This window comes from Chlamydia suis, from assembly GCF_900169085.1.
GTDB classification, from domain to species: domain Bacteria; phylum Chlamydiota; class Chlamydiia; order Chlamydiales; family Chlamydiaceae; genus Chlamydia; species Chlamydia suis.
In genome coordinates, this window is record NZ_LT821323.1 from 122,207 (window position 1) to 144,056 (window position 21,850).

A 21,850-nucleotide genomic window follows, 5' to 3' on the forward strand; every position below is an offset into this window, starting at 1 on the left:
GAGGCTTTTTGTTTTTAAGAAAAGAATCTTGTTTTAAAAACTTTTGAAAACTTTGTTTTAAAACATGAAAAAATGCTTCTTGCAGGATAAAATCTCGCCTTTTCTGAAAAAAATAAAAGTAAAAGGGGGATCATGTCTGCACTGGGTAGCATTTGTAGTTGGTTTTCAGGGTCAATAACATCTTCAGCTTCTTCAGATAGAGGGGAAGAAAATCAAGCCGTAGAAGGGAGTCGGAGTGATTCTCCGCAGCCTATAAGCCCCCAAAGTCTATCCTCTACCATCTTAAACTGTTCTCCTGAGGTTGTTCCTACAGGATCTTCTGGGGTATATACCCGATGCGGAGACCGCTGGGTTTCTGTCGTTACTAAGCAGCCTGCCAAAGCAAAGCCTGTCTCTCCTACAACAATTTCTCAGACCACAACCTTTTCTTCTGTATCATCACGGCAATCTGGAATGCTCGGAGCTTTGTTATTAGGATTAAGCGGAGGGCAGGATTTTGCAGAATTTTGTGCTGCAGTTTTGGGATCGGCATCCCATGCTTCAGGCGGCGTTGGAGGATCTTGTGAACATAAAGCTCTTCGGGATCACCTAAAATCCTGTTCTCCTAAAGAGGCTAAAAGATTTCTTGAAGCCGTGCTCGGAATGAAGAATGCTTCTTCGCATTCTTCTAAATTGAGTTCAACATTCTGTACACAATACGGCTTACCTCTATCAGATGGGAGAGGTTCTCAGTCTGGGGCTGTTAGTCAGATGGCGGGCATTCTTGAATTTTTAAATAAAAAATCTTTGGACACTTCTTGTGGAGATTGTTGTCCTGATAAGAGATCTCAAAATCCTTTAACAGGACCTTTTGGAAAAGCGGGTGTGGGAGTCTCGCAAATGCTTTGGCGTTGTGCTAGCAATCATTCAGGCGCTGCATCAGATTGTTGCTCTGCTGTAGCTGAGCATTGTCAAGCTCCTTTTGGGCACCCTTGGCTGGGGTGTTCTAATGGAGAAGGCGGTTGCGGACGTTTAGGTAAGGCTCTCTGTAGTTGCGCAGACTCGTGCGATCCATCTTCAGAGCCTTTTACGATAAATTCTTATACAGCACATCTATACGAGAAGTTGGAACAAACTTTTGGAAGTGAAGTTATGCTGTTAGCCTTGAGCAAATTGGGAGTAAATGTTCATGATTTGCTTTCGGGTATAAGTGTTGAGATCCCTTCTCTTCATTCTTTAGAAGAGAGTTGTATAGAGATCGTCTGTGAGCTTGAGTCTTTGCAATGTCGGATGACGCAGATTAAGTTATGCCAAGAATTTGCTTCGGCTTCGGAGCTGCTTCAAGAAAACAGCTTCTGGAAAGCGCGCATTATCCAAGCTCTTGGGAGAAAGACTCCTTTGTGTTCTCTTGAAGAGTTAGGTGAAAAAATCTTAATCACCGATCATTCAGGCAAAAGATCTTCGTTTGATCTGGAGAAATTGCTTAAAACACTTTTTAGAACGCAGATCGTTTCAGCAAGCGGAGAGCGATCTTTGATGAGCGCTCAACAAGTTTTTGTTGTAATCAGCCAAGTCTTCTCGATTCTATCATACTCTCTTCGAAATTGTGAGGGGGAAGAGTCTCTTACACTCACGACGAGCGAGCTGCTACAGTTATGTTGTATCTGCATGGCTGTTTCAAAATATTCTTTGGCGGGAGCTCCTTCTTGTGAGGCACAGTTTTTTGGTTGGCTGAGACAAGAGGTCTGCGACGAGCAAATCTGTTTTGAGAGATTGAGAGTCTCTACAAGTCAATCCAGCGTAGAAACCTCCAGTGGTATCAGAGAGCAGCTACTTGCTAGAATAGCTTTGTTTGGAGCAGGCAACACATTACAAAATCAAACGGCTACTTTTAGAGATCCTATGAGCGAAGAGAACCGAAGATTGTTACGAGAATGTCTCGTAGGATGGGCTGGAGTTGTTGGCGTTTGTCTGAAGAAATAGCTTGTTTATGGGTTATTGAGGCTTAAAATCTGTATAAAAAGGATAGAGGTCATCGGAAGTTAAAGACGAAACCTCTATCTTTTTTTTAGAAAAAGGAGAAATGAACCGAAGACTTTTTGCATGGAGTAAAGGACGAGTAACCTGTTTCGGTTGTTCTTTAGCTCCGTAATCCACATCGCCGACGATTGGATGTCCGATGGTTCTCATGTGTAAGCGTATTTGATGAGTTCGTCCTGTAATAGGGCGACAAAGAAGAAGAGCATACTTGGGATAAAGTGTAAGAACTTCCCATTCGGTGATGGTTATTTTTCCAGAGTTTCTATCTGTATTTCCAAACAGAACAGCGCCAAGGCGTCTATGGCGAGGAGCCGTGTAGGTTGTAATGATCCCGGAGTGTTGGCGTGGATGACCAAATACTAACGCTATATAGTGTTTGTCTATTTGTCGCATTTTAAATAGCTGGGTGGTAAGAGCCACATCTTTTTCATTTTTTGCAAAAAGAATGCATCCAGAAGTGTCTCTATCTAAGCGGTGAACAAGATGGGTATGAAGTTGCTTGGCTAGGTCCTCAGAAGTTTGTTTTGCGGGTTTATTATAAACACAAAGATGCTCGTCTTCCCAGAGTAGTTGTGGGGAAGAACGCGTGATGATTTGTAAACAAACGCGGTCTCCGGGTTGAAGTTTGTAAGATTCAAACCGTTCGATACGACCGTTTACTCGACATCCATGATAGCAAATCGACTCTAAAATAGTTTTTTTAGGTAAATGAGGTAGAGCTGTTCGGAGAAAAGAAGCGAGTCTTACGTGACGATCCGCTATACCAATAAACTCTTGCATAATCCATGACCGATAAGTATGTTGATGGGATTTTACGTGAATTTTTATGATAAGAACAGCTTTTTCCCAGGATGATAATAGTTTTCCTTTGGGAGCCTTGCGTTCATGGTTTCTTGAACATAAAAGATCCTTTCCCTGGAGAGAATCACCAACTCCTTATCGTGTATGGGTCTCCGAAGTGATGCTTCAACAAACGCGAGCCGAGGTTGTGATTCCATATTTTTTAAAATGGATGGAACGGTTCCCTTCCGTACAAGATCTTTCGTGTGCAGAAGAGGGAGAGGTAGTGCGCCTTTGGGAAGGCTTGGGTTATTATTCTCGCGCCCGGAATCTTTTAGCCGGAGCTCGCATGATTACGGAGTTTTTCCAAGGAGAAATTCCTCAAGATCCAGCTCTTCTTCGTTCTATTAAAGGGATTGGTCCGTACACAGCAAATGCTATCCTTGCCTTTGCGTTTAAGCAAAAAAAAGCGCCTATTGATGGGAATGTTTTGCGAGTCATGAGCCGGTTGTTTGCTATAGAGCAACCCATTGATCGTTGTAAGACAAGGCAAGAGATCACGGGGCTTTGTGAAACGTTGTTACCTGATCAAGAGCCTGAAGTGATAGCGGAAGCCTTTATTGAATTAGGAGCTAAGCTTTGTAAGCAAAGGCCTTTATGCGAACAGTGTCCACTACGTTCATTCTGTAAGGCACATCAAAAAGGAGAGGTGTTGCGATTTCCAGTTAAAAATGCGCGCGCACCGATTACGGAGCTGTTTCGTGCAGTTGTAATCTTGATATCCCAGGATCGAGTTTTCATGATGAAAAGGGAGGGGGGAGAGATTATGGCTGGCTTATATGAGTTTCCTTACTATCAGTTTTCTAAGAAGGAGTGTTGTGATGTCGAGAGAATCACAGCTCTTGTTCGGCAAGATTTTGGTGAATCTCTCCTCTTTATGGGAAGTCTCCCTGCGCAAAAGCAGGTTTTTACTCGTTATCGAGTTACTCTTTTTCCTCATATTTTCCACACAACACAGCCTATATTTGAGCAGAAATGGTATCCGTTGGTAGAGCTAAAAAATCTTCCGAGCTCCTCAGGACATCGTAGAATTAAAAAAGATTTTTTATCAGAGTATTGTAAGCATCTAGAAAATATAGCCTGGTAGGTTTCTAATATGAAAGTTTCCGATCTTCTGAATATTTTGAATGAGCTACTACACCCAGAACAGTTTAATGATTATGGACCTAATGGTTTGCAGGTTGGAGATACGCAGACGCTGGTGCGCAAAATAGCAGTTGCTGTGACGGCGGATTTAGCCACTATTGAGAAAGCGATAGCTTGTGAAGCGAATGTTTTACTTGTGCATCATGGACTATTTTGGAAAGGAATGTCTTATCCCGTCACAGGAATACTTTACCAAAGAATGCAAAAGCTTTTTGAGAATCGCATGCAGTTGATAGCCTATCATTTGCCTCTAGATGCGCACGCAGAAGTAGGGAACAACTGGAGAGTAGCTAGAGATTTGGGTTGGGAGCAACTAGAGCCGTTTGGCAGTTCACAACCGTTTTTAGGTGTAAAGGGCGTTTTCTCTGAAATAGACATTCAGGATTTTATCTCTCAAATATCCTCTTATTACTGCGCTCCCGTGTTAGCCAAGGCTCTTGGCGGGAAGGAAACAATTTCTTCTGCAGCGCTTATTTCTGGCGGAGCTTATCGAGAAATTTCTGAAGCTCATCGTCAGGGGGTGGATTGCTTTATTACCGGAAATTTTGATGAGCCAGCCTGGTCCTTGGCATATGAGTATGGCATCAATTTTTTAGCTTTTGGACACACGGCTACTGAAAAAGTTGGACCCAAAGCTCTTGCCCAGCATTTGAAAAGCTTGGGTATAAGTCCTGTCGTATTTCTTGATACAGACAATCCTTTTTGACAAAGAAGCTTATCGAAAGAGCAACTCTTTCATAAAATTTTCGAGTTCGTTTGTTTGGTTAGGAGAAAAGGTTCCTCGTTTTCGTACATACGAGTCCTCTGATAAAGAGGAGTTAAAGTAGGCTCGCGCCTGCTTGGCAAGAGGACGGGCGATATCTCCCGAGACATTAGCATGGTAACAGCTTTCCTCCACGATGAGATAAAGCAAGTATCTTGCTGTCTCTCCTAAAGTGGGTAGGGGCGAGTGAGAGAGGGATCCTCGGAATTCAAGAGAAGGAACTGGGGTATTAGGAATTTCTTTATAATTGTTTTTAATGCCGCAGACTCGAGTATTTGTGCATAGGCAGCGTTTAATGAAAACAGGAGTCGTTTCTATAGAGGATTCACCCCGTAGAAAGCGTGCTGGATCATTAGAGCTATTGATAAAATTCTCCCAAAAGAAAGACCAATTTGTTTTCGCAGACCCTTCGCAGGGGAATACGGTTAAAGAGGTCCCGTGGAAAAGAACATCAGAGATATCGATTTTTTTGGAAAGAAGCATGGTAATGAGAGAGTATTTAAGAGTGACATACTCTACTTCTACCGCATAGGGATACTTGTCCGAAGGAATGGGATTATGGATGCACAAGTGGCGAATTTTTGTTTTAGAAAGCCTAGGAGAGATATTCCCAATGGTAACTTGTGTACGTAATTGTTGGGATAGCCACTGTTCTACAATACTTTCTTTTTTCATCCAAAAGTATCCTAAAACACAACAGACAAGAAAAAAGGCGCTCTTGATCAATTTAAACATAAGCAAGATGGTCATAAGCACTAGATGTTTACGATAGAGGAATAGGAGAATATTGGAAATGAAAAAAGCCTCGCTTTCTTTAGAAAACGAGGCTCAAAGGATTCTGAATTCCTTTTTTTAAGAATTAGTAATCCATTCCTGCGCCAGGCATTGCTGGAGCTGCTGCAGGTTTCTCTTCTGGGATCTCTGCAATGAGAGCTTCTGTTGTCAATAACAGACCTGCTACAGATGCTGCACTTTCCAAAGCAGAACGGGTAACTTTAGCGGGATCTAAAATACCAGCTTCAAGCATGTCTGTGTAAGCATCACGTAAAGCGTCGTACCCTTCGTTTGCCGAACGAGACATTACTTGTTGGAAAATAATTGCCCCTTCTTTTCCTGCGTTTGCTGCAATTTGTTTCAATGGAGCTGAAAGAGCTTTCAAAACAATACGGGCTCCGATTTGCTCATCTTCATTAGTCAACATTGGCAAAAAGGCTTCAAGAGTAGGGATGCAGCGAACCAAAGCTGTTCCTCCACCAGGAAGAATTCCTTCTTCGACAGCGGCAATTGTAGCATGCTGAGCATCATCAACACGATCTTTTTTCTCTTTCATTTCGATTTCCGTTGCTGCACCAACACGGATAACCGCTACACCGCCAGAAAGTTTGGCAAGGCGTTCTTGAAGTTTTTCTTTATCGTAATCAGAAGTGCTGTCTTCAATTTGTTTTTTGATGCTTTCGCAACGAGCATTCAACGCTTCTTTGTCACCCATTCCTTCAACGATGGTGGTGTCTTCCTTGGAAACGATGACTTTTTTAGCTTTACCAAGCATGGACAAGTTAGCGTTTTCAAGTTTCATTCCCAACTCTTCGCTGATGAGCTGGCCGCCAGTCAAGATCGCGATGTCTTCCAACATAGCTTTTCTTCTATCTCCGAATCCAGGAGCTTTAACGGCGCAAACTCTAAATCCTCCACGGATTCTGTTAACAACTAGCGTTGCTAAAGCTTCTCCCTCAATATCTTCTGCGATAATAAGAAGAGGGCGTCCAGATTCTGCAACTTGCTGTAAAACGGGAAGGAAATCTTTGATTCCAGAGATCTTTTTATCGTAAATTAAAACAAGGGCGTCTTCCAGAACACATTCTTGAGTTTCTGGGTTCGTTGTGAAGTAGCTAGAGAGAAAGCCTCTGTTGAAATTCATTCCTTCAACAACATCCAAGACGGTTTCAAATCCTTTAGCTTCTTCAACAGTAATAGAGCCATTTTTGCCCACTTTTTCCATGGCTTCAGCAATGAGATTTCCGATCTCTGAATCATTGTTCGCAGAAATCGTTGCTACTTGAGCGATCTCTTTATGATGTTGAACAGGCTTACTAATTTTTTTAATTTGATCTACAACGACTTTAACAGCTTTATCAATACCTCTCTTGAGGTCCATTGGATTAGCTCCAGCTGTTACATTGCGTAATCCTTCTGTGTAGATAGCTTCAGCAAGTACTGTGGCTGTCGTGGTTCCGTCTCCAGCTTTGTCTGCAGTTTTGCTGGCGACTTCTTTAACCATCTGAGCTCCCATATTTTCATGCTTATCGGCGAGCTCTACTTCTTTGGCAACGGTAACACCATCCTTAGTTACTTGAGGGGAGCCAAAGCTCTTGTCAATAACGACATGTCTTCCTTTAGGACCAAGGGTAACCTTTACAGCTTCTGCTAAGGTTTTTACCCCTTTTTGAATTTTCTTTCTGGCTTCTTCGTTATACTTAATATTTTTAGCGACCATTGATGCGCTCCTTAAATCTTACTTCACTCTCTTAGTTTTTATTGTAGGACTGCGATAACTTCGCTCATTTGGACGATGACATACTCTTCACCTTCGACAGTGAGTTCTTGGCCAGAATATTTATCAATTAAAACGATGTCGCCAACCTGAACTTCAAAAGGAAGTTGCTGCCCTTTATCATCTTTTTTACCAGTTCCCAAGGCCAGAACTTCAGCTCTGTCTTGTTTTTTCTTGGCTGTATCGGGAAGAATGATTCCGCCTCTTGCTGTAGAAGCTTCTTCTTCTCTTTTAACTAAAATCCTGTCTCCCAAAGGTTTAATCTTGAGGGTCGTTGCTTGATCTGACATGTTTAAGCTCCTCGTACTTTCATATTCTATGAGGCCTCGTTGTTCAGCTTTTCTCCGCTATCAACGTAGGGATTTGAACGACAGAACGTTCAGAGGGGAGACGATAGCAAAGCGTTAGCTTTTTTGCAACAGGTTTAGCAGTTGAACAGCTCAACTGCTATTTTAACAATTTATAGCAAGTTAGCAAGCTCGTCTAACTTTCGTTCAATATAAGAAAAAGCCTTAAGCATAGGAGAGGAAGAGGTCATATCTAAGCCAGATTTTTTCAAAATTTCGATAGGAAAATCAGATCCCCCGCTTTGCAAAAATGTAAGGTAAGCTGTTTGAGCCCCATCTTCTTTAGCAAGAATTCTCTCGGCAAAGCATAGGGAAGCGATGATCCCCGTAGCATACTGATAAACATAAAAATTGTAGTAAAAATGAGGAATGCGAGCCCATTCAATGGAGCTAAGTTCATCAAATGCTACGCAGTCTCCGTAAAAGATGTTCTGTAGTCTTCCATAGCTTTTGGAAAAGAATTCTTCCGTTAAAGGCTCTCCCCGTTCGGCTGCAGAATGTGCTTCTAATTCGAAGGCAGCAAACAAGGTTTGTCGGAACAGGGTAGCAAAAATGGTATCTAAAGAGCGGGAAAGAATGGCGATTTTTTCTTCTTTAGAAGGAGCATTTTTTAGCAAAAATTCCATCAAAAGAGTTTCGTTTAAAGTGGAAGCGATTTCAGCTAGGAAAATGGGGTATTGTGCTTCGTGATACTGCTGGTGTTTATGACTCAAAAAGGAATGCATGCTGTGACCACCTTCGTGAGCAACTACAGATATGTCATACAAAGTCCCTGTGTAGTTTAAAAGGATATAGGGTTTGCTATCATAGCATCCAGAAGAATAGGCTCCAGAGCGTTTGTTTATGTTTTCATATTTATCTACCCACCCATCAGAGGTAAGGCCTTGGCGTAAAGTTTCTACGTAATCTGTCCCTAGAGGAGCTAGACTGTCACAAATTAGGGAGACTGCTTCTTCATAAGAGTAGTGACGAGCTGCTTCACTAGCTACTAATGGAGCGTAGACATCGTAAAAATGAAAGTCTGGTAAGCCAAGGGCTTTTTGTTTTAACTGGAAATATTTTGTGATCAGGTGAGTGTGTTGTTTTACGGTGTCGATAAGCGTTGTAACGACTGAAGTGCTAATGTTATTTTGAAATAAAGCGGCTTCTAAACAGGAGTCGTAATTGCGAGCTTTTGCCTGAAACAGGTGGGCTTGAATCTTGCCGTTCAATAAATTTGCGAGGGATAAACGATATCCGTGATAGCGTTGACATTGTTTGTGATACGTACTTTTTCGCAACTCTCGGTCCGCAGACTGCATGTAAAGAGAGGCAAGGGCGTGAGAAAGGGGATGTGATTTTCCTTCAGAATCTGTAGCCTCTCCAAAGGGAATTTCAGAGTCTGTTAAGCTGGAAAATGTTTTGTAGGCTACTTCTAGCGCAGGAGAAGAAGAGGCCAATAGTTTTTCCTCTCTAGAAGTTCCTGTGTGAGGGGCTAAACGAAATAGTTTTTGCAGATAAAAACGGTAAGGTTGAAGTTCTGGAGAAGCAAGTAAGGCATCAGAAATGTTTTGAGGCAGAGCAATGAGAGCGGGTTGAATCCAAGAAGTTTCTTCTGCGAATGCTGTAAGTAGGTAAGTGATAGACTTAAGATCTGCGGCAGCTTCTTGGTTAGCGATATCTTCATCATGAGTAAGATGAGCATACACATAAAGCTTTTCTAAGGTTCTTTCAATAGAAAAGACTGTAGTAAGTAATTTACAAAGAGAAGAGGGCTGCTCTATATGAAAATGCTTTTCATTAAGATGCGGCCAAAAAGGAGCTTCTGCAGCACCTGCTTTTTCTAAATCTTTTTTCCAAGCTTCTCGATCTGCATACAAACTTTGCACATCCCAACAATCGGAAGAGGGAACATCTTTTCTAGAGCGTGGAGCTGTTTGAGAAGGCGTAGCTGATGTCATGAAGGTCTCCTTAAAGAATTTTTAGGCTAGAGAGTTGAGCCTGCCCCACCCCTCTTTTTATGAGAGAAGAAGAGAGAGTGTAGCCGTCTTTCAATAAACAGGGGCAGTTTTAATCAATAAAGATTTCTAATCAAGCCTTTTGCCAGCAGATTTTTATAACGAAAAGGTTGTTTCTCTTTTATTGACTGTAAGGGAATGAAGCGGTATGGATATGGGTCTACTTTATTGATCCATATGATGGATAGGCCTCTTCTTTTGAAAATGGGTGTCTTTCTGCAAGAATTATGATAAGAAGGTGTTTATGGAAAAGTTTTCAGATGCAGTGAGTGAGGCCTTGGAAAAGGCGTTTGAGTTGGCTAAGGATGCTAAGCATTCCTATGTTACGGAAAATCACTTGCTAAAGAGCCTTTTGCAAAATCCTGGTTCTTTGTTCTGTCTGGTCATTAAAGATGTGAATGGGAATCTCGGGTTGTTGGCATCTGCTGTAGATGATGCTTTGCATAGAGAACCAACTGTTGTGGAGGGGACTACGATTCCCAAACCTTCCCCTGGTTTGCAGCAGTTATTGCTTAACGCGCACGAAGAGGCGCGAAGTATGGGGGATGAGTATCTCTCTGGGGATCACATACTATTAGCTTTTTGGCGATCTGCTAAGGAGCCTTTTGCTTCGTGGAGAAAGACGATAAAAACTTCTTCAGAGGCATTGAAAGAATTAATCATGAAACTAAGACAAGGAAGTCGTATGGACTCGCCTAGCGCCGAAACAAATATGAAAGGGTTAGAGAAGTACTGTAAAAATTTGACCGTTCTTGCAAGAGAAGGCAAGCTCGACCCAGTGATTGGGCGAGATGAGGAGATTAGACGTACGATACAAGTGCTCTCCAGACGAACAAAGAATAACCCGATGTTAATAGGAGAACCGGGGGTTGGGAAGACAGCTATTGCCGAAGGACTAGCTCTTCGGATTGTGCAAGGAGATGTTCCAGAAAGCTTAAAAGATAAGCAGCTTTATGTTCTGGATATGGGGGCCCTGATTGCCGGCGCTAAGTATCGTGGAGAGTTTGAGGAACGGTTAAAAAGTGTGTTAAAGGGTGTGGAGGCTTCAGAAGGAGAGAGCATCTTATTTATTGATGAAGTGCACACTTTGGTTGGGGCTGGGGCTACAGATGGGGCTATGGACGCCGCAAATTTATTGAAGCCGGCTTTAGCACGAGGGACTTTGCATTGTGTTGGAGCGACGACTTTGAATGAGTATCAGAAATACATTGAAAAAGATGCTGCTTTAGAAAGACGTTTCCAGCCAATTTTTGTTACGGAACCTTCTTTAGAAGACGCGGTTTTTATTCTTCGAGGATTACGAGAGAAGTATGAAATTTTTCATGGGGTGCGCATTACAGAGGGAGCCCTGAATGCCGCTGTAGTTCTTTCCTACCGCTACATTACAGATCGCTTTCTTCCAGATAAGGCGATTGACCTAATTGATGAGGCGGCGAGTTTGATCCGAATGCAGATCGGAAGTTTGCCTTTGCCCATAGATGAAAAAGAGCGAGAGTTATCGGCTTTGATTGTGAAGCAAGAAGCGATTAAACGAGAACAGGCTCCTGCATATCAAGAAGAAGCTGAAGATATGCAAAAAGCTATCGATCGTGTCAAAGAAGAGCTGGCTGCTTTGCGGTTGCGTTGGGATGAAGAAAAAGGGCTTATTGCTGGGTTAAAAGAAAAGAAAAATTCTTTAGAAAATTTAAAATTTGCGGAAGAGGAGGCAGAGCGGACAGCAGACTATAACAAGGTCGCAGAGCTTCGGTATAGCCTTATTCCTTCTCTTGAAGAGGAAATTCGTTTGGCCGAAGAGGCTTTGAATCAAAGGGATGGACGCCTTTTGCAAGAAGAGGTTGATGAACGGTTAATCGCACAAGTCGTTGCGAATTGGACAGGGATTCCCGTGCAAAAAATGTTAGAGGGCGAGTCTGAAAAATTGTTGGTCTTGGAAGAGTCTTTGGAAGAGCGGGTTGTGGGGCAACCTTTTGCGATTACGGCTGTTAGCGACTCTATTCGGGCGGCGCGGGTCGGTCTGAGTGATCCGCAACGCCCATTAGGGGTGTTTCTTTTTCTAGGGCCTACAGGTGTCGGGAAGACAGAGTTGGCCAAGGCATTAGCGGAACTCCTGTTCAATAAGGAGGAGGCCATGATTCGATTTGACATGACCGAATATATGGAAAAACATTCCGTTTCAAAATTAATCGGCTCTCCTCCAGGGTATGTAGGATATGAAGAGGGCGGTAGTCTTTCAGAGGCTTTGAGAAGAAGGCCGTATTCTGTGGTGCTCTTTGATGAGATCGAGAAGGCGGATAAAGAAGTCTTTAATATTTTATTGCAAATTTTTGACGACGGGATTCTTACCGATAGTAAGAAGCGCAAAGTAAACTGTAAGAATGCTCTTTTTATTATGACATCTAATATTGGATCGCAAGAACTTGCAGATTATTGCGCGAAGAAGGGAACTATAATAGACAAGGAGGCTGTGCTATCCGTAGTTGCTCCTGCTTTAAGAAATTATTTTAGCCCTGAATTTATCAATCGGATAGATGAAATTCTTCCATTTGTGCCTTTGACCACAGAAGATATTGTAAAAATCGTTGGTATTCAGATGAAACGGGTGGCCCAGCGCTTATTGGAAAAAAGAATTTCATTAACTTGGGATGATTCTGTGGTTCTATTTCTTAGTGAGCAAGGCTATGACAGTGCTTTTGGAGCGCGGCCATTGAAACGTCTGATCCAGCAGAAAGTAGTGACTATGTTGTCCAAAGCTCTTTTGAAGGGAGATATTAAATCGGGAATGGCAGTAGAGCTCACTATGGCTAAAGATGTAGTTGTTTTTAAAATTAAGGCAAGTTCTGGGACATAGGACGTTTTGTGTGGATGCGTCGCTGGATTCGCGTTATTGGAACGGGCGGACTTCTCTTGCCAATGCTGTTACAGGCGGCAGGCAAGGCTGAGAAGGCGCCTGTTTTTTCAAAAGAAAGGCAGCATATTTTTTGGAATGTCGATCCATATTGTTTGGATTCTATTTGTGCTTGCTTTGTCTCTAATCAAGATTCATTGAGTGCTGAACGCCTATTTTTTTTATTTCCGCAGCTCTCTCAAGAGGAGCTATTGATTTTTGCTAAGTGTATTTTGTTGTCCAAAAACGCAAACTATCTTTTTTCAGACGAAGAAGAGGCCATTTTCTCAAAGCTAATTCTTCCTCGGGTTTCTTTAGGTTGTAATCGAGAGGATGATTTAGCCAAGGTGTTGGTGCTAGCTGATTCTGATGTGGAAGAGGGTAAGGTGCGTCGGTATTCTTTGTATTTAGATGTTCTTGCTTTGCGAGCATATGTTGAGCGTGAGCGGTTAGTGAGGGCGGCTTATGCAGAATCTGACCAAATCGAATTAGCCAGCATAGAAGCGATTAACACGATTCTTTTTGAAAAGGAAGGGGTCCGCTATCCTTCGAAAAAAGAAATGTTTGAAAGTCGGTTTTCTGAATTAGGAGCTGTTACAGACAGCAAGTTTGGAGTGTGCTTAGGAACAGCGGTTCTTTACCAAGCTTTGGCGCAACGCCTCACCCTTTCTTTAGAAGCCGTGACTCCTCCGGGGCATATTTATTTGCGTTATAAGGATGTTATAAACATTGAAACGACTTCCGGAGGAAGACATATTCCTACAGACAGGTATTGTGAGTGTATCAAAGAGTCGCAATTGCGAGTGCGTTCACAAACAGAATTGATCGGACTAACCTTCATGAATAGGGGAGCTTATTTTTTGCAAAAAGGAGAGTTTCTTCAAGCTTCCCGAGCTTATGAGAAAGCTAAACAATATTTAGCAGATGAGCAGCTTTCTGACTTGTTGGGCATCACATACATCCTTTTAGGAAAAAGGAAGGAAGGAGAGTTTATTTTAAAAAACTCTTCGGAAAGGACTCGCAAAGGCTCTGCTGTATATGACTATTTACAGGGATATATTTCTTCTGAAGTTTTAGGGGTGCTATTTGCGGATTCGGGAGTCTCTTGGCAGGAAACTGCGAATTATCGAAAAAAACTTCTTGATCTAGTCGAGAAGTTTCCGAAAAGCGGGGCTTTGCGTTTGCGGCTCGCAGCGATAACCTTAGAGTTGGGGCTGGTAAAAGAGGGGGTGCGGCTTCTAGAAAAAAGTATAGAAGAGGCTCCGGAAGATCTTTCTTTGCGGCTGCAGTTTTGTAAACTTCTTTGTAATCGGCTTGATTATTCTCGAGCAAAGAAGCACTTTGATCAAGCAAAGGCTATTTTAGCTAAGGAAGGCTTGCTCTTTGAAACATCTTCGTACACTCTTTTAAGAGCTCTAGAGAAAAACATCGCTTTGGCGGCTCCAAACTGAGCCGCTTTCTTTTGTCGTTTTTGTAAAAAAATCTTGATCCAAACCCCTTCGAAGCTAACGGGGGCTCTTAAATGGGTTTAATTTAAATATTTTTTTTAGTTATAATAGATGCCTAAAACAATTTGAATCTAATAGTTTTTGGTTATCGAAGGTTTGTTATTAAGCCAACGTTTAACTAGAAGCTGATGGGGGAAAGATTTTTTATGGTAAACATTTGTTTTAGTGCTGGGTCTAATCATAATGAACGAGTTAGTCTCTTAAACAGGTGTTTGGATCACGAGCGGTCGACACCGGTCTCAAAAAGATTAATCACGGCAGCCTTGGCTGCAATATTAGCTATAACTCTTCTAGTTGTTGCTGGTCTGTTGTTTGCGGGAGTGATAGCTTGTCCTGCATCACTGATTGTCCCGGCTTTATTCTTGGGAGGAGGAATGTTCTTCTTAGGAAGTGCTTTTATGGGTGCGATGCTGACCGTGGAAACTTCGGCTAGAGAGCGGTTACATCGTTCACAGATTTTAGCTTGGAACGATCTATGTTGTAAAACAGCCAAAGTGGGGGCGAAAAAACAACCTGAAGCTCTTTAGAAAAATGGTGATGGGCACAGAAACTGTGTTTGTGAAAAGGGGCTGTGTGATAACGTAGGTCCCCCATTGGAAAACTATATATTAAAAAAAGTGTTCTAGGGGTTGTTTGAGGAGGTTCTATGGATTGCATTAAACAAGTTTGCAGAAACCATCTTTGTTTGGACAAAGTAACTAACCCAGTTTGCTCGTTAGTTAAGAGAGGAACTACGCATGAGAAAGTACAAGCAGCTGCTGGTTGTATCGGGGTGGTCTGTTCAATTATTTGCTTGGCTTTAGGAATCGCTGCTGCTGCAGGGGCGGGAGCTGCGGCGGTTAGTGGATTGGCTATTGGTCTTACTATGATGGCTGTGCTCATAGGAATCGTGTTGTTTTGTATGTCCACTTGGGATGTTTTACAGCGTCACGGAGGATTAGGCTGCCCGGTGAGAGGTCTTTTTGGGAATGGGTCAGCGACTCCTGAACCTTCTGTAATATTTACTAAGGGCAAGAACGGGGGAGAGTGCGAGGTTGTTATAGTTGAATAAATACTAGGAGACGTGATGATACGGAGTGAGAAAATAGACAATGGATTAGTTGAGGGTCATCACGGAAGATGTGATTCCATAAGTGTTGTGGCAAAAACAGTTATTGGGGTCGCTAAACTGGTAGCCGCTTTCGCGGCTCTAGTTTTGAATGGTACTCTATGTGTTCTTTCGGTAATTGCTGTGTGTGTCGGAGCTACCCCTGTAGGCCCGCTAGTCTTATTGGCTGCGACAGCTTTAGCAAGCTCCGTATGCGCTGTGACTCTTTTGTGCGCAAATGATACAAATCCTGGATGGAAGTTGTTCTCGGTTTCTTGTAAAGAGGCTTTGCTTAGATACCGATTCTGCTAATAATGAGAAAAGATGTTGATAAAGGGATAGAATAAATGAACTGTGGAATAATTTCTCTGAAAGAACAAATTTCTGCTGGCGTGGAAAAAGGCTTAGCGACACTTTGTCCCCCCTCAGTTAAAAAAACGGCTTTAGTTGTAGTTTCTCTATTTGCCGCGCTCACTTCTGGAGCTTTGGCTTTATTGTCAGCTAGTGTGTTGTTTAGCGGACCCACATCTGTTTTGCCCTACATCTTGATGCTAACAACAGCTTTGTTTGGTTTGGTTTGCGCGATCATAGTGCTGGTGAAAAACGCCTCTGAGGTGATTCAGAAATGTAAAAAAGAATCTGTAAAAGAGCCCGAACCTAAACAGCCGAGTGATGGGCCGTATTTGGAAATCAGTGCTTCAAAACAATCTAGTCCAGCTAGCAGTATTGAGGTGTTGAGTTCTATAGGAGGGGTGTTGAGTTCTATAGGAGATGATGTTTGTAGCGCAGTTCGAAAGGAGGGGCGTCCCCGGTCACACAGCTGTTAAAAACATATGAAAAAATCTTCTGCGAAAAGAGGAGGGGAGTCCCTCCTCTTTTTTTTTATCCATCGAGGGCGTTGTGATCGGCTGTGAGATGTTCTTGTTCCGAAGAAGAGAGTCTAGAAGACATTTGTAGCATAAGTTCTGCTGCAGTGGTTACAGCAGCGCACCCTTCTCTCAATACTAGAGCTAAATCTTTTGTAGCGCCTATTGTGGAAGAGAGTTCTTCTGTAAAATCTGCGCGAAAAGCAAGCATTTTTTGATAACAATCGTTTAAGGAAGACTGAGTTTCTTTGAGAAGCTCTGTTAGTGGTTTTTGTTCTAAGGCTGATTGTGAGGATGTCAAAAAGAGGTGTTGTAAAGAAGCTTGTTGTTCTGCTAGCGCTGCCGCATTTTGTACGAATTGATGTCCTAAATAAACAAATTCACGTTCGAGAGTGTTTTGTCCAAATAAAGCGACCATGAGTGTAATGAAGGAGATGCCGGTATTGATGAAGCATATAGGCCAAAGAAGGGAAAGAATTTTTTGTTGCTTATTTTGTGAGTTAGAGTGTTCGGACATAATCCTATCTATATTGTAAATTCTTGATAATTCGCATCTTCTATAACAAAAGTGTGGTTAAAAAGAAAAATAGGGGAAGAGAAAAAGTTTGAGGGCTCTTTGGAAGAGAGCCCGAGGTTTATCAGATTAGAGTTTAGTGTATTTGTTTCTGGTGAACAAATCGCGTAAAGTCCAATTAGAGAACAGAGAGGGGTGCTGGCGCGAAGGTTGTTCCTGATGTGGAAGACTTTCCGAGGGAGAAGGGGAAGCCGTGCTTGATGCTGGAGGGGGGCATGTTGTTCGCGGAGGGCATGGAGGCGTGGTTCGAGGGAACCCGTTTTTGGGAAGAGGTGGGCGAGAGGGTTTGCTTGGCGCTTCTTTGCTTAGCGCTTCTTTTATATCAGCCAACAGTTGCTCGCTCTCCGCTTTTTGTGTGGCAATCTGCTCCCTAAAAGAGCAAGAAATGTTTGACAGCTCGTCAATGTCGTTTCGCAGGTTTGTTCGAATTTTCTCCAGATCCTGAACGATTCGCGTTAAAGATTCTTTATTCTCTGTTAAGCGGCGGACCTCTTCGGCTAAAGGGATGAGTTCTTTTATTTCGTCTTTTAATGACGAAATGAGTGTTTTCAAAGTTTGAATTGTGTCTTGAGAAAAGAGTTTGCGAAGCTCCTCAGCAGAGTCTTGATAGGAAGAAAGGAGGGAGTCGAAACCTGTGTGGATAGATTGCATGCTTTGTACAAACTGTTGGAAATCAGCGGATACCTCAGAAAGGTCTTTTGAGGTTGTTGCGAACTCTTTTGATAAGTCTACAAACTCTTTGTGAACCATTTTTAACATGAAATTGACTTCTCTCAGAGACTCAACTTCTTTTTGAAGCTCTTGATACAAATGTAACGGGGTTGTTTTGTATAGGTAACTAGTGATTCCTGCTAAGGAAAGAATAAACAAGGCGGAGAGAACAACAGCTAATTGAGGAGCGATCAAGATTGCGACCGCATGCCCAAGAAGAGCTAGAAAGCCAACGAACCCGACGAAGGCTAGGGCAACAAAGGCCATTATTCGTTGAATGGTGTCTAGCAAAGAAAGCTTAGGCAAAGAAGAGCTGTTTTTAATATCACTAGCAGAGCTGAAGTGTGTGGTAGGGGGAGGTGAAGAGGGCGCGATTAGAGTTGGCGTTGTCATAAGCTCTTTAATTTTAAGGTCGGTCGTGAGCGGATTATAAAAATTTTTATGTAAAATCTCTATTTTAAACTGAAAAAATTTTTATAAAGTTTGGGCTGTTGAAACAACGATCCAGAGATATTCCACAGCTTGTGTGAAAGCGCATTTGTGATTGAAAATTTTTTAACAAGCACGAACGCAAGGAAAGTTTTAGAGGTTTTGAACTGCTCTCAGCGAAATGCGGGGAAAAGGAGCTAGCAGCATAGGATAGGAGAGAAACTCTTGTGTTCCCCTAAAATAATTACCAATGTACACTCTCCTCTTATCGTAGAGAATGTAAAATTCTTAGACTGCGGGAGTATGGTCTGTGGAAGTTTTCTCTACAGAAGGAATCGGAGAAAAAGTCATGAAAAAACGAGGAGTGTTGATTGCTCCGTCCATTATGGGAGCCGACCTGGCTTGCCTGGGGAAAGAAGCGCGAAACATAGAAGAAGCTGGAGCAGATCTTATCCACATAGACATTATGGATGGGCATTTTGTTCCGAATATTACCTTTGGCCCAGGAATCGTTGCTGCTATTAATCGATCGACAGATCTATTTCTTGAAGTTCATGCTATGGTATATTCGCCGTTCGAGTTTATCGAGGCTTTCGTGAAGTCTGGAGCAGACCGTATCATTGTGCACTTTGAGGCGGCAGAAAATCTTAAAGAGATTCTTAGCTATATTCGAAAATGTGGCGTGCAAACAGGTATCGCCTTTTCTCCGGAGACTTCTATTGAGTTTGTTGAGGCTTTTATACCTTTGTGTGATGTCATTCTACTCATGTCTGTGCACCCAGGATTTTGTGGCCAAAAATTTATTCCTGATACGGTAGACAAGATTCGATTTGTTAAACACGCAATCCGAACTCTGGGACGAGAGGGAAGCTGCCTAATTGAAGTGGACGGCGGTATTGACGAAGAATCTGCCCGACTGTGTAGGGAAGCGGGTGCAGATATCTTGGTTGCGGCCTCCTACCTTTTTAAAAAAGACGCTATAAACATAAAAGAAAAAGTTTTGCTACTCCAAGGGGAAGAACATGGTGTTAAGTAGCCAACTCTCGGTAGGGATGTTTATTTCTACAAAAGATGGCCTATATAAAGTTGTTTCTGTTTCAAAAGTTTCAGGAAACAAAGGAGACACTTTTATTAAAGTAGCTCTACAGGCTGCGGGATCTGACGTAGTTGTCGAGAGAAATTTTAAAGCCGGCCAGGAGGTTAAGGAAGCTCAATTTGAGCCAAGAAATTTGGAATATTTGTATTTGGAAGGGGATGAGTACCTATTTTTGGACCTAGGCAATTACGATAAAATTTATATTCCCAAAGAAATTATGAAGGAAAATGCCAAGTTTTTAAAGGCGGGCGTAACGGTTTCTGCTCTGGTGCACGAAGGCATTGTCTTTTCCATGGAATTGCCACATTTCTTGGAATTAATGGTTTCTAAGACAGATTTCCCCGGAGATTCTTTGTCTTTATCTGGAGGAGCTAAGAAAGCTTTGTTGGAAACTGGAGTAGAGGTTTTAGTGCCTCCTTTCGTAGAAATAGGAGATGTTATTAAGGTCGATACGCGTACATGTGAATATATTCAACGCGTCTAAGTTGGGGATAACATGGATTTAAAGCAAATAGAAAAGCTCATGATTGCTATGGGGCGCAATAAAATGAAGCGACTTGCAATCAAGCGTGAAGGTTTAGAGTTAGAGTTGGAAAGGGACACGGGGCCCAACATCCAAGAACCCGTTCTTTATGACAACAGACTGTTTGCAGGATTTGCGCAAGAAAGACCCATTCCTTCGGATCAAAATCTAAGTAATCCTATTGCGAAAGAGACGGGAGACCAAAAGAATGACAAACCTCAGGCAGAGGGAGATTTTATCGTCTCTCCGTTGGTAGGCACATTTTATGGAGCCCCCTCTCCTGAAGCTCCTGCTTTTGTTAAGCCCGGGGATACCGTTTCCGAAGATACCATTGTTTGTATTGTGGAAGCTATGAAGGTAATGAACGAGGTAAAGGCTGGGATGTCTGGTCGTGTAGAGGAAGTATTGATTACCAATGGCGATCCGGTTCAGTTTGGTTCTAAGTTATTCCGTATAGTTAAGGCTTAGTGAATGAAGAAAGTTTTGATTGCAAATAGAGGCGAAATCGCTGTTCGGATTATTCGGGCGTGTCATGATTTGGGATTGGCTACCGTTGCCGTATATTCTACAGCAGATCAAGAAGCCTTGCATGTGCTTCTCGCTGATGAAGCTGTTTGTATTGGAGAGGCCCAGGCGGCAAAATCTTATCTAAAGATCGCGAATATTTTGGCAGCTTGCGAAATTACCGGGGCAGATGCCGTGCATCCTGGTTATGGGTTTTTAAGTGAAAATGCCAACTTCGCATCTATTTGTGAAAGTTGTGGGTTAACTTTTATCGGTCCCAGTGCGGAGTCTATAGCAACTATGGGAGATAAAGTTGCTGCTAAGCAGTTAGCTAAAAAAATTAAATGTCCCGTTATCCCAGGTTCGGACGGGGTTGTTAAGGATGAAGTCGAAGGAATAAGAATCGCAGAAAAAATAGGCTTCCCAATTGTTATTAAAGCTGTTGCAGGAGGTGGCGGGCGAGGAATAAGAATCGTTAGAGAAAAAGACGAATTCTATAGAGCGTTTACTGCTGCTAGGGCAGAGGCTGAAGCTGGGTTTAACAACCCTGATGTGTACATTGAAAAATTTATTGAAAATCCAAGACATTTAGAAGTTCAAGTCATAGGGGATAAGCACGGGAATTACGTATATCTTGGTGAACGAGACTGTACGGTACAAAGACGCCGACAAAAATTAATAGAAGAGACTCCCAGCCCTATTCTTACTCCAGAAATGAGAGCTAAGGTTGGAAAGGTCGCAGTGGATTTAGCGCGAAGCGCTGGATATTTTTCTGTTGGAACCGTGGAATTTTTGTTAGACAAAGAGAAACGGTTTTATTTCATGGAAATGAATACCCGTATTCAGGTGGAGCACACGATTACTGAAGAAGTAACCGGAGTCGACTTGTTGAAAGCACAGATTAGTGTTGCAAAAGGAGAAAAACTTCCGTGGAAACAGAAGAATATAGAGTTTAAAGGGCACGTAATTCAGTGTCGAATCAATGCTGAAGATCCTAGTAATAATTTTACTCCTTCTCCTGGGCGTTTGGATTATTACCTTCCTCCAGCGGGTCCTTCGGTTCGCGTGGACGGCGCTTGTTATAGTGGTTACGCGATACCTCCTTATTATGACTCCATGATTGCTAAAGTGATCACGAAAGGAAAAAACCGAGAAGAGGCAATCGCCATTATGAAGAGAGCCTTAAAAGAATTTCATATCGGAGGAGTGCACTCTACCATTCCCTTTCATCAATTTATGCTAGATAATCCGAAATTTATCCTCTCAGATTATGATATCAATTATGTAGACCAGCTTCTAGCAGAAGGGGGTGCTTTTTTGAACTTGGCCGAAAGGGATTGATCTATTTTTTTTGAGAGGTCGGACGGGGCTATTGCATAGCACACAAACTTTTTTTTAACGGCTGGACTTTGATGAGCGAGAAGAGATGAATTTTTTTTGAAATTTTTCTTTTCTAACTTCTTTAGAAGGCAAATAGAACAGCTTTTTGTTTGGAAAAAATAATCATCAAAATTATAATCATTCCCTCTGATAAGGTGATTTAAGTTATGGAAAAAAGAAAAGATACGAAAACGACCCTAGCAAAGGCTTCAGATGAGCGAAGCAAGGCCTGGTATGTAATTAATGCCGAAGGGAAGACCTTAGGGAGACTATCTTCAGAAATTGCGAAGATCCTGAGAGGTAAGCACAAAGTGACTTTTACTCCTCATGTAGCGATGGGAGATGGTGTCATTGTGATTAATGCTGAGAAAGTGCGTTTGACTGGCGCAAAAAGAGCTCAGAAAGTGTACCACTATTACACGGGTTTTATTTCTGGAATGCGAGAAGTTCCTTTTGAGAACATGATTGCGAGAAAACCTACGTATGTTATCGAACATGCTGTTAAAGGAATGTTGCCTAAAACTAAACTGGGAAGACGTCAAATGAAGTCTTTGAGAGTTTTGAAAGGAAGTTCTTACGCACAGTATGAAGCCATCAAACCAATTGTTTTAGACGCGTAATTTGG

20 protein-coding genes and 1 pseudogene are annotated in these 21,850 nt (G+C 42.3%); 14 read left to right on the forward strand and 7 right to left on the reverse strand.

What is annotated here, in order from left to right; all coding sequences use genetic code 11:
* Window positions 1–132 precede the first annotated feature (132 nt).
* A complete protein-coding gene (locus B6E89_RS00560; protein ID WP_080132836.1) occupies window positions 133–1,962 on the forward strand; it encodes a hypothetical protein in 1,830 nt (609 codons plus the stop codon).
* 12 nt (window positions 1,963–1,974) lie between these two features.
* Here the strand turns inward: B6E89_RS00560 and B6E89_RS00565 are convergent, their stop codons facing one another.
* Window positions 1,975–2,799, reverse strand: a complete 825-nt coding sequence (locus tag B6E89_RS00565) for an RluA family pseudouridine synthase (RefSeq protein WP_080123501.1) — start codon at window positions 2,797–2,799, stop codon at window positions 1,975–1,977.
* Between the two features lie 46 nt (window positions 2,800–2,845).
* Here B6E89_RS00565 and mutY point away from each other — a divergent pair, with 46 nt between their 5' ends.
* Both mutY and B6E89_RS00575 read left to right on the forward strand, forming a co-directional pair.
* The gene (gene mutY / locus B6E89_RS00570) at window positions 2,846–3,946 is read left to right on the forward strand and encodes an A/G-specific adenine glycosylase (RefSeq protein WP_080132844.1); all 1,101 of its coding nucleotides are present in this window, start codon (window positions 2,846–2,848) and stop codon (window positions 3,944–3,946) included.
* Between the two features lie 9 nt (window positions 3,947–3,955).
* On the forward strand, window positions 3,956–4,711 hold the full coding sequence (locus B6E89_RS00575) for a Nif3-like dinuclear metal center hexameric protein (RefSeq protein WP_080132846.1): 756 nt from the start codon (window positions 3,956–3,958) through the stop codon (window positions 4,709–4,711).
* Window positions 4,712–4,720: 9 nt separating this feature from the next.
* On the opposite strand, the gene B6E89_RS00580 is transcribed toward B6E89_RS00575, so the two are convergent.
* The 4 genes from B6E89_RS00580 to pepF all read right to left on the reverse strand — a co-directional run bounded on the left by B6E89_RS00580 (window position 4,721) and on the right by pepF (window position 9,606).
* Window positions 4,721–5,503 carry a hypothetical protein gene (locus B6E89_RS00580; RefSeq protein ID WP_080132769.1) on the reverse strand — a complete coding sequence of 261 codons (783 nt, stop codon included), beginning with the start codon at window positions 5,501–5,503 and terminating at the stop codon, window positions 4,721–4,723.
* 124 nt (window positions 5,504–5,627) lie between these two features.
* The gene (gene groL, locus B6E89_RS00585) at window positions 5,628–7,262 is read right to left on the reverse strand and encodes a chaperonin GroEL (protein WP_080126522.1); all 1,635 of its coding nucleotides are present in this window, start codon (window positions 7,260–7,262) and stop codon (window positions 5,628–5,630) included.
* A 38-nt stretch (window positions 7,263–7,300) separates the two neighbouring features.
* Window positions 7,301–7,609 (reverse strand): co-chaperone GroES, encoded by a 309-nt coding sequence (locus B6E89_RS00590; RefSeq protein ID WP_009872382.1) that lies wholly within the window; start codon window positions 7,607–7,609, stop codon window positions 7,301–7,303.
* Between the two features lie 170 nt (window positions 7,610–7,779).
* Window positions 7,780–9,606 carry an oligoendopeptidase F gene (gene pepF / locus B6E89_RS00595; protein ID WP_080132848.1) on the reverse strand — a complete coding sequence of 609 codons (1,827 nt, stop codon included), beginning with the start codon at window positions 9,604–9,606 and terminating at the stop codon, window positions 7,780–7,782.
* Window positions 9,607–9,907: 301 nt separating this feature from the next.
* On the opposite strand from pepF, the gene B6E89_RS00600 reads away from it, so the two are divergent.
* The 6 genes from B6E89_RS00600 (at window position 9,908) to B6E89_RS00625 (ending at window position 15,969) form a co-directional block, all read left to right on the forward strand.
* Window positions 9,908–12,511 (forward strand): ATP-dependent Clp protease ATP-binding subunit, encoded by a 2,604-nt coding sequence (locus tag B6E89_RS00600; protein WP_035405659.1) that lies wholly within the window; start codon window positions 9,908–9,910, stop codon window positions 12,509–12,511.
* 26 nt (window positions 12,512–12,537) lie between these two features.
* On the forward strand, window positions 12,538–13,998 hold the full coding sequence (locus B6E89_RS00605) for a transglutaminase family protein (protein WP_231909335.1): 1,461 nt from the start codon (window positions 12,538–12,540) through the stop codon (window positions 13,996–13,998).
* Between the two features lie 203 nt (window positions 13,999–14,201).
* The gene (incD, locus tag B6E89_RS00610) at window positions 14,202–14,582 is read left to right on the forward strand and encodes an inclusion membrane protein IncD (protein ID WP_080133251.1); all 381 of its coding nucleotides are present in this window, start codon (window positions 14,202–14,204) and stop codon (window positions 14,580–14,582) included.
* Window positions 14,583–14,701: 119 nt separating this feature from the next.
* Window positions 14,702–15,106 carry an inclusion membrane protein IncE gene (incE, locus tag B6E89_RS00615; RefSeq protein ID WP_080122896.1) on the forward strand — a complete coding sequence of 135 codons (405 nt, stop codon included), beginning with the start codon at window positions 14,702–14,704 and terminating at the stop codon, window positions 15,104–15,106.
* A 15-nt stretch (window positions 15,107–15,121) separates the two neighbouring features.
* Entirely contained in the window at window positions 15,122–15,454 is a 333-nt protein-coding gene (gene incF / locus B6E89_RS00620; protein WP_162533491.1) for an inclusion membrane protein IncF, read from the forward strand.
* A 35-nt stretch (window positions 15,455–15,489) separates the two neighbouring features.
* On the forward strand, window positions 15,490–15,969 hold the full coding sequence (locus tag B6E89_RS00625) for a hypothetical protein (RefSeq protein WP_080123506.1): 480 nt from the start codon (window positions 15,490–15,492) through the stop codon (window positions 15,967–15,969).
* A gap of 55 nt (window positions 15,970–16,024) precedes the next feature.
* Here the strand turns inward: B6E89_RS00625 and B6E89_RS00630 are convergent, their stop codons facing one another.
* Together B6E89_RS00630 and B6E89_RS00635 are read right to left on the reverse strand one after the other, a co-directional pair.
* Complete coding sequence (locus B6E89_RS00630; protein ID WP_080132850.1) at window positions 16,025–16,525, reverse strand: hypothetical protein; 501 nt, start codon at window positions 16,523–16,525, stop codon at window positions 16,025–16,027.
* Between the two features lie 330 nt (window positions 16,526–16,855).
* Window positions 16,856–17,686, reverse strand: a pseudogene (locus B6E89_RS00635) (hypothetical protein); the annotation flags it as partial.
* 370 nt (window positions 17,687–18,056) lie between these two features.
* On the opposite strand from B6E89_RS00635, the gene rpe reads away from it, so the two are divergent.
* From rpe to rplM, 5 genes are all read left to right on the forward strand, one after another.
* Complete coding sequence (rpe, locus tag B6E89_RS00640) at window positions 18,057–18,758, forward strand: ribulose-phosphate 3-epimerase (RefSeq protein WP_172820142.1); 702 nt, start codon at window positions 18,057–18,059, stop codon at window positions 18,756–18,758.
* Window positions 18,745–19,302, forward strand: coding sequence for an elongation factor P (locus tag B6E89_RS00645; RefSeq protein WP_035405668.1), 558 nt, complete (start codon window positions 18,745–18,747; stop codon window positions 19,300–19,302). The genes rpe and B6E89_RS00645 overlap by 14 nt, the downstream gene beginning before the upstream one ends.
* Before the next feature lie 12 nt (window positions 19,303–19,314).
* The gene (gene accB / locus B6E89_RS00650; RefSeq protein ID WP_035405670.1) at window positions 19,315–19,809 is read left to right on the forward strand and encodes an acetyl-CoA carboxylase biotin carboxyl carrier protein; all 495 of its coding nucleotides are present in this window, start codon (window positions 19,315–19,317) and stop codon (window positions 19,807–19,809) included.
* Window positions 19,810–19,812: 3 nt separating this feature from the next.
* Window positions 19,813–21,186 carry an acetyl-CoA carboxylase biotin carboxylase subunit gene (gene accC, locus B6E89_RS00655; RefSeq protein WP_080132565.1) on the forward strand — a complete coding sequence of 458 codons (1,374 nt, stop codon included), beginning with the start codon at window positions 19,813–19,815 and terminating at the stop codon, window positions 21,184–21,186.
* A 206-nt stretch (window positions 21,187–21,392) separates the two neighbouring features.
* Window positions 21,393–21,845 carry a 50S ribosomal protein L13 gene (gene rplM, locus B6E89_RS00660; protein WP_035405674.1) on the forward strand — a complete coding sequence of 151 codons (453 nt, stop codon included), beginning with the start codon at window positions 21,393–21,395 and terminating at the stop codon, window positions 21,843–21,845.
* Window positions 21,846–21,850 lie beyond the last annotated feature (5 nt).

Bases quoted from the DNA above. Each gene is read 5' to 3' on its own strand.
- B6E89_RS00560 (WP_080132836.1), top strand. From the start codon at position 133: ATGTCTGCACTGGGTAGCATTTGTAGTTGGTTTTCAGGGTCAATAACA.
- accC (WP_080132565.1), top strand. From the start codon at position 19,813: ATGAAGAAAGTTTTGATTGCAAATAGAGGCGAAATCGCTGTTCGGATT.
- B6E89_RS00580 (WP_080132769.1), bottom strand. From the start codon at position 5,503: ATGTTTAAATTGATCAAGAGCGCCTTTTTTCTTGTCTGTTGTGTTTTA.
- rplM (WP_035405674.1), top strand. From the start codon at position 21,393: ATGGAAAAAAGAAAAGATACGAAAACGACCCTAGCAAAGGCTTCAGAT.
- incE (WP_080122896.1), top strand. From the start codon at position 14,702: ATGGATTGCATTAAACAAGTTTGCAGAAACCATCTTTGTTTGGACAAA.
- accB (WP_035405670.1), top strand. From the start codon at position 19,315: ATGGATTTAAAGCAAATAGAAAAGCTCATGATTGCTATGGGGCGCAAT.
- B6E89_RS00625 (WP_080123506.1), top strand. From the start codon at position 15,490: ATGAACTGTGGAATAATTTCTCTGAAAGAACAAATTTCTGCTGGCGTG.
- B6E89_RS00565 (WP_080123501.1), bottom strand. From the start codon at position 2,799: ATGCAAGAGTTTATTGGTATAGCGGATCGTCACGTAAGACTCGCTTCT.
- B6E89_RS00630 (WP_080132850.1), bottom strand. From the start codon at position 16,525: ATGTCCGAACACTCTAACTCACAAAATAAGCAACAAAAAATTCTTTCC.
- pepF (WP_080132848.1), bottom strand. From the start codon at position 9,606: ATGACATCAGCTACGCCTTCTCAAACAGCTCCACGCTCTAGAAAAGAT.
- B6E89_RS00590 (WP_009872382.1), bottom strand. From the start codon at position 7,609: ATGTCAGATCAAGCAACGACCCTCAAGATTAAACCTTTGGGAGACAGG.
- B6E89_RS00575 (WP_080132846.1), top strand. From the start codon at position 3,956: ATGAAAGTTTCCGATCTTCTGAATATTTTGAATGAGCTACTACACCCA.
- B6E89_RS00645 (WP_035405668.1), top strand. From the start codon at position 18,745: ATGGTGTTAAGTAGCCAACTCTCGGTAGGGATGTTTATTTCTACAAAA.
- incF (WP_162533491.1), top strand. From the start codon at position 15,122: ATGATACGGAGTGAGAAAATAGACAATGGATTAGTTGAGGGTCATCAC.
- groL (WP_080126522.1), bottom strand. From the start codon at position 7,262: ATGGTCGCTAAAAATATTAAGTATAACGAAGAAGCCAGAAAGAAAATT.
- B6E89_RS00600 (WP_035405659.1), top strand. From the start codon at position 9,908: ATGGAAAAGTTTTCAGATGCAGTGAGTGAGGCCTTGGAAAAGGCGTTT.
- incD (WP_080133251.1), top strand. From the start codon at position 14,202: ATGGTAAACATTTGTTTTAGTGCTGGGTCTAATCATAATGAACGAGTT.
- mutY (WP_080132844.1), top strand. From the start codon at position 2,846: ATGATAAGAACAGCTTTTTCCCAGGATGATAATAGTTTTCCTTTGGGA.